The sequence below is a fragment of the Fluviispira multicolorata genome (genome assembly GCF_009208585.1).
Lineage (GTDB): Bacteria > Bdellovibrionota_B > Oligoflexia > Silvanigrellales > Silvanigrellaceae > Silvanigrella > Silvanigrella multicolorata.
Window position 1 is genome coordinate 313814 of the sequence record NZ_WFLN01000006.1, and the last position, 16107, is coordinate 329920.

At 31.7% G+C, this 16107-nt stretch carries 12 protein-coding genes; 9 read left to right on the forward strand and 3 right to left on the reverse strand.

What is annotated here, in order from left to right; translation table 11 throughout:
• Positions 1–100: 100 nt before the first annotated feature.
• From GCL57_RS07750 to GCL57_RS07760, 3 genes are all read left to right on the forward strand, one after another.
• A complete protein-coding gene (locus GCL57_RS07750; RefSeq protein ID WP_161597657.1) occupies positions 101–1156 on the forward strand; it encodes a SurA N-terminal domain-containing protein in 1056 nt (351 codons plus the stop codon).
• Between the two features lie 186 nt (positions 1157–1342).
• Positions 1343–2908, forward strand: a complete 1566-nt coding sequence (locus GCL57_RS07755) for a phytoene desaturase family protein (protein ID WP_152212787.1) — start codon at positions 1343–1345, stop codon at positions 2906–2908.
• 254 nt (positions 2909–3162) lie between these two features.
• Positions 3163–4155, forward strand: a complete 993-nt coding sequence (locus GCL57_RS07760; RefSeq protein WP_152212788.1) for a C1 family peptidase — start codon at positions 3163–3165, stop codon at positions 4153–4155.
• 32 nt (positions 4156–4187) lie between these two features.
• Here the strand turns inward: GCL57_RS07760 and GCL57_RS07765 are convergent, their stop codons facing one another.
• A complete protein-coding gene (locus GCL57_RS07765) occupies positions 4188–5312 on the reverse strand; it encodes a tetratricopeptide repeat protein (RefSeq protein ID WP_152212789.1) in 1125 nt (374 codons plus the stop codon).
• Positions 5313–5436: 124 nt separating this feature from the next.
• On the reverse strand, positions 5437–7932 hold the full coding sequence (locus GCL57_RS07770; protein ID WP_152212790.1) for an excinuclease ABC subunit UvrA: 2496 nt from the start codon (positions 7930–7932) through the stop codon (positions 5437–5439).
• A gap of 125 nt (positions 7933–8057) precedes the next feature.
• Here GCL57_RS07770 and GCL57_RS07775 point away from each other — a divergent pair, with 125 nt between their 5' ends.
• Together GCL57_RS07775 and GCL57_RS07780 are read left to right on the forward strand one after the other, a co-directional pair.
• Positions 8058–9212, forward strand: a complete 1155-nt coding sequence (locus tag GCL57_RS07775; protein WP_161597658.1) for an aminoglycoside phosphotransferase family protein — start codon at positions 8058–8060, stop codon at positions 9210–9212.
• A gap of 1 nt (position 9213) precedes the next feature.
• Complete coding sequence (locus GCL57_RS07780) at positions 9214–10233, forward strand: nucleotidyltransferase family protein (RefSeq protein ID WP_152212792.1); 1020 nt, start codon at positions 9214–9216, stop codon at positions 10231–10233.
• Between the two features lie 10 nt (positions 10234–10243).
• On the opposite strand, the gene GCL57_RS07785 is transcribed toward GCL57_RS07780, so the two are convergent.
• Entirely contained in the window at positions 10244–10963 is a 720-nt protein-coding gene (locus GCL57_RS07785; protein ID WP_152212793.1) for a LysM peptidoglycan-binding domain-containing protein, read from the reverse strand.
• A gap of 167 nt (positions 10964–11130) precedes the next feature.
• Here GCL57_RS07785 and rsmH point away from each other — a divergent pair, with 167 nt between their 5' ends.
• Genes rsmH through GCL57_RS07805 form a run of 4 tightly spaced genes read left to right on the forward strand, consistent with a single transcriptional unit; the run spans position 11131 to position 16107 of the window.
• Positions 11131–12204, forward strand: coding sequence for a 16S rRNA (cytosine(1402)-N(4))-methyltransferase RsmH (rsmH, locus tag GCL57_RS07790; protein ID WP_161597659.1), 1074 nt, complete (start codon positions 11131–11133; stop codon positions 12202–12204).
• 3 nt (positions 12205–12207) lie between these two features.
• Entirely contained in the window at positions 12208–12507 is a 300-nt protein-coding gene (locus GCL57_RS07795; protein ID WP_152212795.1) for a hypothetical protein, read from the forward strand.
• 17 nt (positions 12508–12524) lie between these two features.
• Positions 12525–14411, forward strand: coding sequence for a peptidoglycan D,D-transpeptidase FtsI family protein (locus GCL57_RS07800; protein ID WP_152212796.1), 1887 nt, complete (start codon positions 12525–12527; stop codon positions 14409–14411).
• 4 nt (positions 14412–14415) lie between these two features.
• Entirely contained in the window at positions 14416–16107 is a 1692-nt protein-coding gene (locus tag GCL57_RS07805) for a UDP-N-acetylmuramoyl-L-alanyl-D-glutamate--2,6-diaminopimelate ligase (protein ID WP_161597660.1), read from the forward strand.

Here is a 16107-nt window from a genome sequence, read left to right on the forward strand (position 1 = left end):
AAGGTCTTTGCTTTTATAAATATAATGATTTATGAAAATCTTCTTGACCAAGCAATTTAACCCTAACTTTGGCAAGGCAGGTCTGGAGAGTAATATTACAATGAAAAAATTTATTTTTCTTGCGTTTTTAGGTTCAACTCATTTATTAAACTCATGTATTTCAAGCAATAACATGAACCAAAGTCTAGAAACAAATGAGCCCATTATTACCTTAGCCCCAAACACTCCATTTGATTCAAATACCATTGATGGAATTCTTGCCACCGTTGGAGATCAAGTCATTTTATTTAGCGATTTTCAACAAGCAATACAAGTTGCTACCCAAGGCCAAAGCAACGTTCTTCCTAGCGGCCAAATTGTGGGAGGTAGCTTGACACCCGCTCAGGCTAATCAAGTGCTTGATGGCCTTATAAACCAGAAAGTTCTTCAAGTTAAGGCTGTGGAACTTGGCTTTGACATTTCTGAAGATGAACTTGAAAGCCGTATTCAAGAATTTCTTAAACAGAGAGGACTCACTGAAAGCAGTTTACAAAGTCAGTTATCCCAAATGGGCAGAAGCGTTGATGATTATAGAAGTGAATTTAAAAATGAGCTCTTAAAACAGCAAGTTATTGGTCGAATCATCAGTCCTCAAGTGACTGTAACAGATGATGAAATTAATAATTTTTATCTTCAGCAGACTGGCAGCGTGAAACAGGTGAGCACAGTGAAATTAAGAAGCTTACTTCTTAAAATTCCTGAAAATCTATCATCGAATCCTAACAGTTTCAGACCAATCCAAGATATTGAAAAAGGAATTAGCGCTGGAGAAGATTTTACAGATCTTGTCAAAAAATACTCAATGGCATCCGATGCAACTGAAACAGAAGGATTACTTCCTCCGCGTTCACTCTCAGAACTTCCTCCTGTTCTCAGAGAAAAACTATCTAATTTAAAAATAAATCAAGTCGTTGGCCCCATATATATCGGTAGTTCAGCTTTTTTCTTCCAATATCTTGGCGCTAATTTTTCTACAGGAAGTGATTTAGAAAAGAATTATGGTAATTGGAAAGCAAAACTACAAGAAATTAAATTCACTGAAAGACTTGGTGAATATTTAAACGCTGAAAGATCAAAATTAAGAGCAAATGTTCGTCCATTTGTTTTAGCAAAGTAACTTATATTAATTTACAATTTTAAAAAAATAACTTAATAAAAAATCAATAATTTTATTTTTCCATAATTGAAATCAATTTTTTGATATTTAGATTCAATCAAATCTCTTTTTTGTTCAATTCGAGTTACCTTAGTGATAGCATCAAATAATATTTGTACTTTTCCTTTATCTTTAAGGAATAAGATTGTGGATACAGAATCTTCAGAAGAAGTGGACAATTTAGTTATTGGGCTTGGAGCTGCAGGAATAGCAACTTCAAAACTATTAAGTTTGAGTAATCCAAATGAAATAAACCTTGCGATAGACCATCACTTTGAACCAGGAGGATGCGCAGGTTATTTTGCAAGAGGTCACCCGAGGAGACTTTTTGATGTGGGCGCAACTCAATTGATAGAAGTTGAAAAAAATGGCTTACAGTATAAATTGTTTAATTTAGGAGAACTTCATCCAGAGAATACACTTAAAAGCAACAAAATTGATTATATATCATTTCATTTGACAGAATATAATTTAAAATTAATTTTAAATTCAAATGGAGAAATTAAAGTAACAGAAGGAATCATTGATGAAAATGAGTTAAAAAATTTAATTAAGTTTTTTAGATTTACAAATAAAAACTCAAAGTATCTTTGGGGCTTATTGAAAAGAATACCAAAATTTCCGATGATTACAAAAAGGGAGATATTTGAAAATATTTCAATGTTTTTAACTCTAAATATAGCCGCTCAAATTAAGATAATTTTAACTATTTTCTTAAAAACATCAACTATTGTTTCATTATTCAAGATAAAGAAAGAGAACATAATTTCCCATAAAATTATTAATTCCTTACTAATGGATACTGCGCAAACCGATATGTATAACACTCCTTGGATTGTCGGCTGTATGGGATTAAGTATTTTAAACAAAGGAATTTATAGATTAGATGGAGGGATGAGAAGTTATTTTAAATCAATGTCAAGCCAAATATCTAAAAGAAAAATGAAAATTATGTATGCACAAGAGGTAAAAGAAATTACTCATTTTGATGATGGATATTTTATAAAAACTTTAGATAGAAATAAAAATCAAAAAAATTATGTTGTAAAAGACAATTTATTTATAAACTCTTCTGTGTGGAATGTTATAAATTTATTTAAAGAAGATCCTTTTTTATATAATCATAAAACATTCAAGAAATGGAAAGAAAAAAGTTCTCACGCTAGAGGCTGGGGAGCTCTTGCAATTTATGGATATTTTAATGATGATTTAGCATATCCAAAAGAACCATGGTATCATCAAATCTTTCCATTAAAAAATGAAGAAACAGAAATTAATTCCCCTTTATATTTGTCTATCTATCAAAAAGAAAATGAGTCAAATATTAGATGTTTCACTGCAACAATTCATATTGAAATTGATTCCTATAAAAGCAATTTAAAAGAAAAATATTTAGATCAATTAAAAAAGCGCATTGAAAATTCAATAAATCTTGAAATTGTGAATTGTGAATTAGCAACCCCTATAACATTCGAAAAATATACTCTCAGGAATAAAGGTCAAGTTGGAGGCCTCATTGCAAACTTTAATAATTTCTTATTTAGACCAACTCCATCAAATATTGAACACTATAATAATAAGTCTAAACTCTATTTAATTGGTGATTGTGTTTTTCCAGGTCAAGGGGTTATTTCATCAACAGTCAGTGGAATAATAGCTTGGGAAAGAGCCACGGGACATAAATTTAGTCGCTTTTTAAAGGGATTATACTAATAATTAATATTATAAAATAAATATAAATAAACCATAAATGTATGCTAAATATTTTTTTAAAATCAATTGATTTTTATATTTTTTTGGCTATAGTTTATTTATTATTCTAGTATTCTATCACTAAAGAACATTTTTAAAATTTTTCAAATACTTTAAATTCTCGAAATTGTTATTAAAATAATTAAATATGAAAGGAGGAAAATTTCATTGTAAATTTCTGCCACACAAACTCACATTATTGCAAGGAGAAACCTATGTTTCGTAAAATAAATTCATGCTTTATTTTTACAGTTTTCTTTTTCATGTGTTTAAGTTCTTATGGTCAGGAAAATAATTCAGCATTTGTAACAATTGATGGTACACAAGAGTTTGAAATAAGAGTTGATAAAGAAGTTATAATTAACAATGATTCAATTGAAATTATTCCTGAAGAAATATTAAAGTTTAGGTTCCTTAAAATTAAACCTACACATGCAATGTTAGAACAAAATAGAATTGCAAATCTTGAAATAGAGAAAATGGGTGAAAATGATTATAGGGATGGAATTATTCCTTTTTCAGAATCACAAGGAGCCATTGATTTAAGCATGAACCAAGTTCCAGTTTTAAATCAAGGAGCAGATGGTACATGCGTAACTTTTGCAGTCACTGCAGCACTTGATGCTAAAGATAAGCTTGGAGATTACATAGATCAGCAGTGCGCTCTTGCATTAGCTCGTGGTTTAAATATGAATTTATGGAATGGAACGTTTGCAAAAATTGTTTTAAATATGATCTGGAAAAATGGATATATTAAAAAAGGAAGCTGCTTTGGCTCAACTTATCCGAATAGTCGACAGGTTGTGAATCCACAGAAGTATAGAGATATGAGTGATAAAAGATATTCTGAAAATATGACTTGGTATTATGAAAAAAGAGGAAATATTGAAGCACTCAAAAATGCGATTGATAGAGGTTACAGAGTCTTACTAGGAATAGATATACCACAACTCAATGGTTTTAATGTTAAAATCAATGGAAAAAATTATAATGGTGGATTATGGGCATGCCAACAAGGTAACTCACGTAATTATTGTTCAATGAGTGGAATTGGTCACGAAGTTTTAGCATATGGTTATGATGACAAACAAAAGTTGATTAAAATTCGAAATTCTTGGGGGCAACGATTGGGCGAGTCCGGAGATTTTTATATGACTTACAATTTCTTAAATGCCATGACTTGGGATCAAATTACTTTACTCAATTAAGCTTTAAATTTAGATATGAGATTTAGATATATTTAACCTGCTTTTCTATCTGAGTATTTTGATTCTGAATCATTATTCTCAGAGTGCCTTTGCATTGTATTTAAACTATTGGAATCATCATGCTCATTGTTTTCAATATCCACATTCACTCTTCCAATTAGCTGAATTTCTTTAATTTCTCTCATAAGAGAGCTAATTGGAAAATTGAGTGAATTAGCAATGAACAAACTTTTTTCCAAATAATTTAAAGACATTTTTTTCAAATCTTCATCAAAATCTTTTTCAATTATTTTTCTTAAAATATGGCCTAATAGATAGTAATAGTCATAATTGTGCGAATAAAACTTATCATTGTTTCTTACTAATAGATTCAATGCTGCTGGGAGATTATCGACTTCTTCATAGCATTGAGCCAATGCTAATATTGCATTTATATTGTTTGGATTGTCGCGAAGAAGCTGATTTAACATTCGCATTGCTTCAGGCCAATTTTTCTCATCAATTGCAATTAAACTTGATACAATATAAGGTTCTTGTGCAAAGGGATACCTTAAATGCATTGCATTGTAAGTCCAAGACATTTCATTTTCTTTATCTTTCTGCGAAAGACATCTTAAATAATTTCTCCAACTAAAATAGCTCGCATTTTTTTCAAGACACGTTTTTTTCAGTAGATTAAAACCTTTAGATACTTCATTTTTATCATTTTGGTTTACTAAATACAGACCACAAGCTTCAAAAGCAAATCTATTGTGCACATCTTTATTTTTCCTCAGATAATTGAAAATCTTTAAACATGTTTTTTGACATCCAGCAAAGTGAAAAGAAATCAATGCAAGAGCGATAAACACTGGATGTAAATGACGCATTCTAACCAAATGCGTGCCTAATTCAATTAAAGATTTACTATCAAAGGTTTCATTTAAAGCACACATCCAAATATGATAAAAATCAGCTCTATCATAGTTTTTGCTTAAGTGTAAAACAGCTCTAGATGATAAATTAATCACAACTTCCCATTCTTCTTTAGCTGCATACACTTCTAAGAGTTTCTTTAAACTTGTACAAGATTTTGCAGATGGGTTAATTTCTCTCCAAAAAGAGTTTGATTCCGTTTCTAAATGGAAAGTATTATAATTTGAGTAATTTTTCTGCATAAACCCTCCAGAAAATCTTTTAATGATTTACTTAAAATATTTTCGGTGGCTTATTTATTTTTTTTAATTTAATAGCAGTAAAAAAATGCAACAATGAAAATAATTCTAGGCAATACTTTCTAATTCATATTTTAAATTCGATTATATTATCAGCGAATTTAGTAAATTCATCACGATTTTCTACTAAAATAAAAGTCGCTCCTCGTTCTGTCATAACACGCATAAGTTCACCCAAAATATCAATATCTGGACCATGTAATCCAGTGCTGGGATGAGTTAGAATAAACCATGCTCCATCAAGTGTTGCTCTTTTTAATTCAATAGTTAAATTTAAACGCTGCAATTCTCCGCCACTTAAAGACTCCATCCCCTGCCCCAACTGAACATAACCTAAACCAAATTGGCATGCGCGTGCGACTTTACTTGCAATATGTTTATGATTTTCAAAAATTTCAAGAGCCTGATCAAGGGTTAAATTCATAATATCTGCTAAATTTACACCTTTAAACCTTGGGAGCAGACTGCGCGAATTTAATTTTGCACCAAGGCAGATTTCACACTCAACTCGAACGGGCTGAGCATATCTTTGCGGAAGTTCAATATATCCCCTACCCTCACATTTATCACAACGACCAAGCTTAGAATTCCAAGAAAAATGACTTTCAGTTAATCCCATAACCTGACTTGCAGGTAATTTTGCAAATAATTCACGTAAGGGAACTATAACATCTAATGCTGATGCCACACTGCGCCTTGAACTGCGCGTCATACTCCCAGGTTTCACATAACCAATTATATTAATAAATATATCGCCTACTTTATTAACTTTACAAAATTTTTCAAATTTAGGGAGATTTAAAGAATCAGTTTCAAGATTTCTACCACCCATCGAGTAAAGAGCTGGAAGTAAGCAAATATCAAGAAAAGTTGACTTTCCGCTCCCTGATTCTCCTCTTAGAACTGTTATAACACCTTGTTTTATAGAGATATTTTTTGTTTTTAAGTTTCGCAAACAAATATCCGAAAATATAATAAGAGCAGACTCTTGCTTCTTCGGAGACATTTCTAATGAAATATCACTCTTCTTCACTTTTAAATTCTTCTTTACTTGCTTTGGTATTCTCACCGGCATGGATGGTGGAAGCTCAATCTTGGGCACAACTTTTTGCAATTGCTGCTTGGCAAGAAGGTCCTTTAAATGCTCGGGGTCAGTGGTTTTGGCAACTATTTGTCCACCATGCACACCTGCGCCCGGGCCCATTAAAAATAAAATCTCGCATTCAAAAAGAAAAGATGGGTGGTGTTCAACAGCGATTATGCTTGCGCCATCTTTTATAATTTCCTTAAATATTTGAATTATTTTTTTTACTTCATTTGTTGTTAATCCCTGACAAGGTTCATCAACCGCATACATAACTCCAGATAGTTTATTTGAAATCATAGAAGAGAGTCTTAATCTTTGTAAATCTCCAGGGGAAAGAGATGCACCCGATCGATTGAGAATTAAATGATTTAATCCAACTTTTTTTATGCTATTAATTGATCTGAAGACCTCTGAAAAAACTTTTTCTTTTGATTTATCATTGAAAGAATAATTTTTTAAATCACTATCTATAAATTCATATAAATAATTCATGGTGAGTGAATGAATTTCTTCATAAGTTTTACCGCAAACTCTTACAATTGGCCGTAGAGGATTGAGTCTCGTTCCATTACATAATTTACAGGGAAAGAGATCTGCAGGCAATCCACTCTGTTCACTCCCCTCCCCTTCACATTTTTCACATTGACCAATTGATGAGTGACTAAAGTAACGAGGATCTATTTTAGGTGAACTTTCCCCACATTGAGGGCAACTAGACTTTGTATTAAATATGAATATTTTATTTGCGTATTCTACTTTTAAAATACCCTTTCCATAGTCAAGTGCCTGAAATATAGCTCTATCAATTCGTTGTTTTTTATCATTACTAATTAATAAAAAATCTATTATAATATCTATTGTATTAAGTTTTTTAGCATCAATATTTATTTTAATAGACTCGTCTTGTAAATCAAATATCTCTCCATTAATACGCAGTTTTGAAAAACCAAGTTCTCTAAATTTTTCAATTTCATGTTTAAATAAACCTTTTCTTTTTTCAGCAATAGGAGCAATAAACATTATTTTTTTCGAATTGAATTCTTCTATTATTTTTTTTGAAACTTCATTAAACGACAAAGCTTTTAATGGTATATCACATTTTCTACAGAAAAATTCCCCAAAAGCAGCAAAATAAACACGAAACAAATCAGATATTCCAGAAATTGTCCCGACTGTCGATATCTTACCTGCAACACCTTGTCTTTGTGAGAGACCAAGAGCAGGGGGCAATCCTAAAATGGAACGAAAGCGTGGACGAGACATTTTTGCAAATTGAGAGCTTCCCATAACGTAGTATGAAGCCTGACTCGAGTCAGCAAAACGACGAAAAGCTTCTACATAGACTGTGTCAAAAACCAAACTACTTTTTCCAGAACCACTCACTCCAGTAAACACAACAAGCGAGTTTTTAGGAATGTCTACATCAATGTTTTTTAAATTATGCTCTTGAGCACCACGGACAGAAATGGTTTTCACTCTGAAACCTTTCACTAGGGTTGACGAAATACACACCTATATACCACAATTATAATTGCGCATCACTTGTGATCACAAACACGCTCAACGCACACCTTCTGATTTTTGAAGCCAAGGAAATGCAAATGACAGGAATTTCTTCAATAGAAATGGAATCGGATCAACTCATGCTTAGAATTCATGATTTTAAAATATTTAACGCAGAACAAGCAGTCAACATTCAAGAACCTATCTTATTACTCATAGCGGGCGATGCCAGTGATCGCAAATTTTTTAGATTGTTGAATGATCCAAAAAGTTTAATCTGCATGCAGTTCCCTAAATGGGAAGGTGGTTATGGAGGAGATCCTATCAGTTGGATAGGGATGCACAATGCACTCAGCCAAATGGAATTACCAATACCTCAGATTGTAGAAATAGATGAAACAAATTCATGTATTTGGACAGAGGACTTGGGTGATACTTTTTTAAGTTCAGCCTTAACTGAACCTGAATTAGATATCAAAAGTGTAAACTGTTCTGAAGTTATACAATTTTATAAAGATTCATTATCTCTTCTCGTAAAAGCACAATATCCAAAAGTGAAAATAGATCACCCTGCGGCGCAACGATATTTTGACTTTGATAAACTTTTCTATGAACTTAATTTTTTTGTCATTCATTTTTTAAATGGATTTTTACAATTAAATATCAGTGAGAATAATGATAATTATTCTGAATTATTTCAGGATATAAAACTGCTTGCAAATCGTCTTGACAGTTATGAAAGAGTTTTGTGTCATCGAGATTATCATGTAAGAAATATTATGATAAAAAATAAAAAAATATACTGGATAGATTTTCAAGATGCTAGAATGGGTCCCCACACTTATGATGTTGTCAGTCTTGTAAGAGATAGTTATGTTAATATAACTTGGGAAACCCGAAAAGAACTTTTTAATTATTACTTAAATGAGCTCAATATTGCCCGTAGAAAAAATAATAAAAATATAATTTCTGAAAGTGATTTAAATTTAGAACTGCTACTGATGGGGTTACAAAGAAATATAAAGGCTATAGGTAGCTTTGGTTATCTTGCCACAAAAAAAGGGAAAACAAATTATTTACAGTACGTAAAACATACTCTAAAAATTCTTAACTCAAAAGAAGCTCAAATTCATGAAGAGACTGATCTAAAAATGATGTTACCTCAATTGTTTAATTTGTTAGAAAGCCTTTACACAGGTGATCTTTCTACAAAACTTGACGATCTTATAACAAAATATACTTCTGAAAATTAATATGACACATAAAATTGATACAAATAAATATATTCCAATTGTCTTATGCGCAGGATTTGGCAAACGACTTAAGCCATTAACACGCTATTTACCTAAGGTAGTTTGTCCTATTTTAGACACCCCCATTTCTTTTATGAGTATAGAACTCTTTTTTAATGCTGGGTTTGAAAAAGTTCATTGCAACACCCATTATCTAAGTGAAGAAGTCAAAAATGAGCTGCAAATGACTGCTCAGAGCAGAGGCTATGACCCCACAAGAATTGTCTTTTGGCATGAAGATGAATTACTTGATACGGGCGGAGGTATAGCGCGAATATTTCATGAACTTGCTAAAAAAGATTCTAAAAATATAGAAAAAGATCTTATTATTGTTTCAGGAGACATTGCAGCTCAATTTCCAATAAACAATATGATTGATAAGTGGGAAAAAAGACAATCTGACGAATTAGCTCTCATGTGTACTAAAGAATTAAATTATTTTCGCAAAGATGCCACATGGGTATCAAAAGATTTAAAATATATTTTAGGATTTGGAGAAAAGTTCCAATCTGATGAAGAAAAAATTGCACGTTTATTCACAAATCATCAGATTTTAAGCCATAATATACTTCAAAACACTCCCGTTGAAAAAAAATCAAGCATTGATCTCTATTATAGAAGTGTACTTGCTAATAAATTTAAAGTAATTCATCTTGATTATCCAATTGATAATTATTGGTTTGACATTGGAACTCCCAAACAATATCTTGAATGCATTCAATATTTTGACTCTATTGACAAAAAATTAACTAATAATATTGTTATTAACAATACACATTATACACCAAAATTAATAAAAGAAAAAATTAATAAATTTTTATTAGAGAACCCAAATTTCGAATTAGACAAAGAATCACTCTCTCAAAAAATTATTATTTGCCTAAATAATTTTGGACATAAAAAAAATAATATATTTATCCCTTTAAATTTTATTGAAGAAAATGAAGGAGATAATAATTTTATTTTATGCATAAAAAGTTAAAATATATTAACTACATTTCTGCCTTACTCTCTTTTGTTCCTTCATCCTCGTTTTGTTTTATCGGTGCAGCTGGTTGAATGATATTATCATTTCTAGTCTCAATTATTGAACTTGAAAATGAACTTGCATCTGCTGTCAGTGCTTTTGGTCTAAAATAAATAACTTCACCAACTTTTAATTTATCTGGATTTGTAATTTGAGGATTTTCTTTCCAAAGAACTCGCCAGTCTTTTGCTTTACCAAAAACAGCTTTTGAAATATGTGTAAGAGTATCTCCCTTTTTTACAATAATTTTTGCTCTTGGAGCACCCTCATATGTTTCAGAGAATGTCTTTGTTTTATTTGTTAAACTATAATAAATTACATCTCCAGCGTATATTTTGTGAGGATCTATTAAATTATTTAGTTCCGCAAGCTTAATCCACTCCTTTTTATCACCATATATTTTTTTTGCAATTATGGCTAAATTATCACCATCTTGTACATAATATGCAAGCATTATATTTTGATTTGTAGGTGGTACTAGACCCTCAGCATATTCTAAATTTTCATTCGTATTGTTTTTATTTTGAGAATTATCTATATTTTGCTCTTGCTTTGATGGCCCATCTTTTTGCTCTTGATTATTTGATACACATCCAAACATTGCCATGCTAATGATCAGACACATTATAAGCAATTTGAGATTCTTATAAAATGAACTCATTTTTTGCATAATAAATTTCTTCATGGCACATTTATCCCTTAAGCAGTGAACTTCTTTTGCTGGTTCATTATCGGACTTGCTAAAATGAAGTTGAATGCTTTAGGCACAAAAGAGAGTGCCACGCTTTTGACAAGATGTTAAAACCATAGCACAACATTATATACCTACGTTAGAAAATAAAGAGGTTATCATTGAAACACGAGTTTCTTCATACAACAGTTTTAAAAGCCGAAACCATAGAACATGTTCTTCCTTCAGAAAAACTTTTACAATCACTCAAATCCGATAGTTCTAAAAATCTAATATATGTCGATTGCACCTTAGGCGGAGCTGGTCACTCAATTCAATTAATTGAAATATTTGCAGAAAGAAATTTATTTCAAAACTTTGATTTAACTCTAATTGCCTTTGACCATGATGATAACGCAATAAATCATGCAAAAATACTTTTAAATAAGCTAAAAGAGAAATATAATAGATTTCATTTTCATATTTTTAATGAAAATTTCGGCAATGTCAAATCTGCTATAGAAACTCATTTTCCAAACCAAAAAATACATGGATTGATTGCTGACTTTGGTGTGAGCTCACCTCAACTTGATTGGGCTGAAAGAGGCTTTTCTATTCACCACGAAGGCCCATTAGATATGCGAATGAACCCTCAAGAAAATTTTACTGCCCTAGATATTTTGAACAATTATTCAGAAAAAGATCTCACTCGAATCTTCTTTGATTATGGAGAAGAGCCAAAGGCACGCAAACTTGCTAAAGCAATTATTCAAGATCGTAAAATTGGAAAACTTCAAATTACAAATACGGTAGAATTTGCTGCATATATTAAAAGAATTCTCGCATATCCAAAAGGTAAAGTACACCCTGCCACACGCACTTTTCAAGCACTGCGAATAGAAGTGAACAATGAACTTGCTTCCATTGAAAATTTACTTCAAGATCTCCCAAAAGTGATTCATCCAAATGGAAAAACAGGTTTTATCTCATTCCACTCACTTGAAGACAGGATAGTAAAGCATGCAATGCGAAATTGGCAAAAAGGAAAAAATGCAAAAGAAAAAATGGAAGAGAAAAAAGAACACAATATCCCCTTGCATCTCATGATTCATTTAGAAGAAAATCAAAGTAAAGGATTTGGTAAAGAAATACCAAGAGGCGGCATAGTTGCTTCAGAAGAAGAATGCAAAAGGAACAATCGTTCTCGCTCAGCAAGATTGCGCTGTTTTGAGTTTTGCTTTTCCTTGGAGACATAATAAATGATGAAACTATTCAAGCAATTCGATGCAATCATTGCAATTATTTTTCTTACAATTCTTGTAGGAGTGGTTGTAATAACAATGAGATCAAAGACTTATTCAGTAGGATATGAAATCGCATCTCTTAAAGCCAAAGAAAAATCTTTGAGACAAAGACAGGTAGAACTCCAATCTGAGCTTGCAGCAACCGAAAGAACAGTGCGCGACAATCTTCTTGCTCAAAAAGATAAAACAGGTAAACCAAAATATATATTACCAGACCCAAAACGTGTTATGAGAATGGATCAAACATTGCATTAACTCTATAGGTAAATAAAGTGGCAAATAAAACTGAAAGTAACAGTCGTTTGTTTGTTAGATTAAAATATATATTAATTCCGCCTACAGTTTATAATATCCCAAATTATCGCATACGCGCTTATGCAATGGGTTTTATAAGCTGTATTTTTTTGTTTTTAATCCTTATTCGATACGCTTGGATAAGCTTTTTTCCAACTCCTCTCAGAAATAAACTTGTTGAAACAGCTTCAAAACAATTTGAAACAGTACTCACTTTAGCCAAACCCAGAGCAACTATCACCGATAGAAACGGTAGAATATTAGCAGTAAGCGTTTCAAGACCAAGTCTTTTTTTACTTACAAAAAAAATGCCTACAGATCCTGAGTTTTTAGAAAAGGTTTCTAAGCAAATAAATATTCCAAAAGAACAATTATATAATTATATAAATGAAAAAAGAAACTTTATTTGGCTAAAAAGGCAAATGAGTTTAAGTGAATTCCATAAAATGGGCTCCCTTAAAAAGTGGCAAGATTTTATTGGCGTTGTTGATGAACCAAAAAGATTTTATCCTGAAAAAGAGATTGCATCTCAATTAATTGGTTTTGTGGGTACTGAGGGGAATGGTCTTGAAGGAATAGAAAAAATTTACAATTCTCGTCTAAATATTAAACCAACTAAAATAGAAGTAATGCGCGATGCACGTGGAAGACTCGTTATGGTTACCCCAAATAATGCATCCAAACCAGAAACATTGAGTCAAAGCTTAAAACTTTCAATCGATATTTCAATTCAAGAGTTTGCACAAAACGCTTTAAAAGAAGGAGTTGTAAGAGCAAAAGCAAAAGGCGGAAGCGCAATTGTAATGGATGTTAAAACAGGAGAAATTCTTGCAATTGCAAGTTACCCTTCTTATGATTTAAACTCCCCCCCTGAAAATGATCCCTCAGCAAGACGCTTTCGCCCCATCATGGATGCAATTGAACTTGGATCAGTCGTAAAACCAATGTGGATTGCCAAAGCTCTCGACATGGGCGTGATAAATTCAGAATCTAAAATTTATGCTGAGAATGGTAAAATGGCACTTCTTGGAGGCTATATCCATGACACACATGCGCATGGCTGGCTCACTCCTGAAGAAATATTGAAAGTAAGTAGCAATATTGGCGCATATAAAGTTGTACAAAAAATAGGGCGTGAAAATTTTTATGATTCTCTCATGAAAATTGGATTTGGCCGCCAACCAGGCACAGGAATTCCCGGTGAGTGGGGAGGGAGAATTAAAAAAACTGAAAATTGGCGTGAAATGAATTTTGCAAATATGGCCTTTGGACAAGGCTTTGCCATATCTCCATTACAGCTTGCTCATGGACTATCAATCATTGTGGGTGGAGGAACAGACCATGGAGTTAATTTACTTGCAGTTGATGAAGTAAGACAAATAAAAAATGAAAATCCTCCATTGCAATTCATTAAACCAGAAACCAGTCGACTTATTTCTCAAATGATGCAATCCGTTGTTGAGGAAAATGGAGGAACAGGTTCACCTGCACGCATACCTGGCGTGTTAGTTGCGGGAAAAACAGGCACGGCCCAAATTTGGTCAAATAAAGATCGTGCTTACTCTGGCAGAACCGCAGTCTTTGAAGGAATTATTCCTGCAAATGATCCAAAACTTGCTATTGTTGTTGTAATTGATGAAGCTAGCATTAGACCTGCTTATGGAGGACCTCTTGCAGGACCCGTATTTGCAGATATTGGAAAAAAAACCGTTCAATATTTAAACTCACAAGGCATATTTAACGTAAAGCCGTATGAAAACGCATATCTCAAAAAATTCAAACCTAATAATCCATCCTCTCTTAAGAGAAGGACATCAGCTGTCTCAGCTTTCGGATCTTCAGAGAATTCCAAAAAGGAACATTAGAAAAATGTCCGCAAAATTTAAAATTAATTGCCCTAAAATAAAGATACAAGATATTTTTTTAATTCAAGATTTAAATAATATTATTATTAAAAAAGAAAAATACACGGCTCATAATAACCTATGCGAAATTTATCTAAATACAAAAGATGTTGATGGATTTTTAAAAAATACACCCTCAACAAAAGAACCTCTCTTCATTTATATTGCTAGAAAAGGTAATAAATTTGATGGCCATACTTATGCAGAGAAAGTATTAAATTCTGGAAATATATTTATTGGCAATCCAGATCTTATCCATGAATTACAAATAAAACAAAAGAAGAATACAGTTTGGGCAATAGAAATCATTTCAAACCCTAACTTTATTGCTGTTAATGAAATAGAATTAGCAATTAATATAATTATTGAAAATTCTTATAAAATCGATCAAAATAAATTCACAACAATTGGAATAACTGGCACAAATGGTAAAACTTCAGTAACTCAAATAGCAGGTCAAATTATTGAAGAATTAGCTACAGAAACAGTTTTAAGAATTGGTACTTTAGGTATGCAAGTTGGCTCAGAAACCTTTGCTAGCTCACACGTTACGACTCCTGATTACCCTACATTATTAAGTATAATCAACACTATAGAAAAAAATAATATAAATAAAATAATCATGGAAACAACTTCGCATGGTTTAAAAGAAAACAGACTAGGCAATTGGAAAGTTGATATTGCAGTCTTTACAAATTTAACTCAAGATCACTTAGATTATCATAAAACCATGGAAGATTATAGGATATCTAAAGAAAAACTCTTTTCACACTATTTAAAAGATAATGGCACAGCCATAATATGTACAAAAAATGAAAATTGGTCTTCATTTGTAGAAAAGTCCATTCATAAAGATAGAACATTAATTGGAATTGGAGATGAACCTTTAGAAAATCAATTTATTAAAAGTTACTCAAAATATTTTTCTAAAATATTTTATTTGAGTGTTAAAGATAAAAAATCAAGTCTATTTGGTATTTCAGGCTTACTTACTCTAACATCAAATAATAATTTAAAACTAGAAGAATACTTTGATTGTCCACTGATCGGTGATTTCCAACTTTATAATACTCTTTGTTCCATAGCCTGCGCTCTTTCACTTAATTATGATCTCAAAAAAATTATTCCAATTATAAAAAAAATAAAAAATATCCCTGGAAGGCTGGAAGTTGTCAGGATACAAGAAAATAATGTTCCTGAAAACCTACCCACTGTTCTTATTGATTACGCACACACTCCTGACGCCCTTGAAAAAGCGGTTTTAGTTTGCAAAAATATCTTAAATTATGAAAATAAAGGAAAGTTAATTACTGTTTTTGGATGTGGCGGAGATAGAGATAAAACAAAGAGAGCACTTATGGGTAAAATTGCTTCTGAATTGTCTGACATAACAATTGTTACTTCAGACAATCCAAGAACCGAAAAACCAGAAGAGATAATAAATGATATATTCTCAGGAATTAAAAATAGAAAAAATTGTTTTAAAGAACCTGATAGAGAAAATGCAATCAAATTGGCTATTCAAAAGGGATCTGAATTTGATCTCATTCTAGTTGCAGGAAAAGGACATGAGGATTATCAAATTATTGGTGAAACAAAGCTTCCCTTTTCTGATTCACAAGTGGCAAGATCTGTACTACTCAAGGAGAAGAAATAA

Coding starts and splice junctions, on each gene's coding strand:
- GCL57_RS07760 (WP_152212788.1), top strand. CDS start 3,163: ATGTTTCGTAAAATAAATTCATGCTTTATTTTTACAGTTTTCTTTTTC.
- GCL57_RS07780 (WP_152212792.1), top strand. CDS start 9,214: ATGACACATAAAATTGATACAAATAAATATATTCCAATTGTCTTATGC.
- GCL57_RS07750 (WP_161597657.1), top strand. CDS start 101: ATGAAAAAATTTATTTTTCTTGCGTTTTTAGGTTCAACTCATTTATTA.
- GCL57_RS07805 (WP_161597660.1), top strand. CDS start 14,416: ATGTCCGCAAAATTTAAAATTAATTGCCCTAAAATAAAGATACAAGAT.
- GCL57_RS07785 (WP_152212793.1), bottom strand. CDS start 10,963: ATGAAGAAATTTATTATGCAAAAAATGAGTTCATTTTATAAGAATCTC.
- GCL57_RS07795 (WP_152212795.1), top strand. CDS start 12,208: ATGATGAAACTATTCAAGCAATTCGATGCAATCATTGCAATTATTTTT.
- GCL57_RS07775 (WP_161597658.1), top strand. CDS start 8,058: ATGACAGGAATTTCTTCAATAGAAATGGAATCGGATCAACTCATGCTT.
- GCL57_RS07765 (WP_152212789.1), bottom strand. CDS start 5,312: ATGCAGAAAAATTACTCAAATTATAATACTTTCCATTTAGAAACGGAA.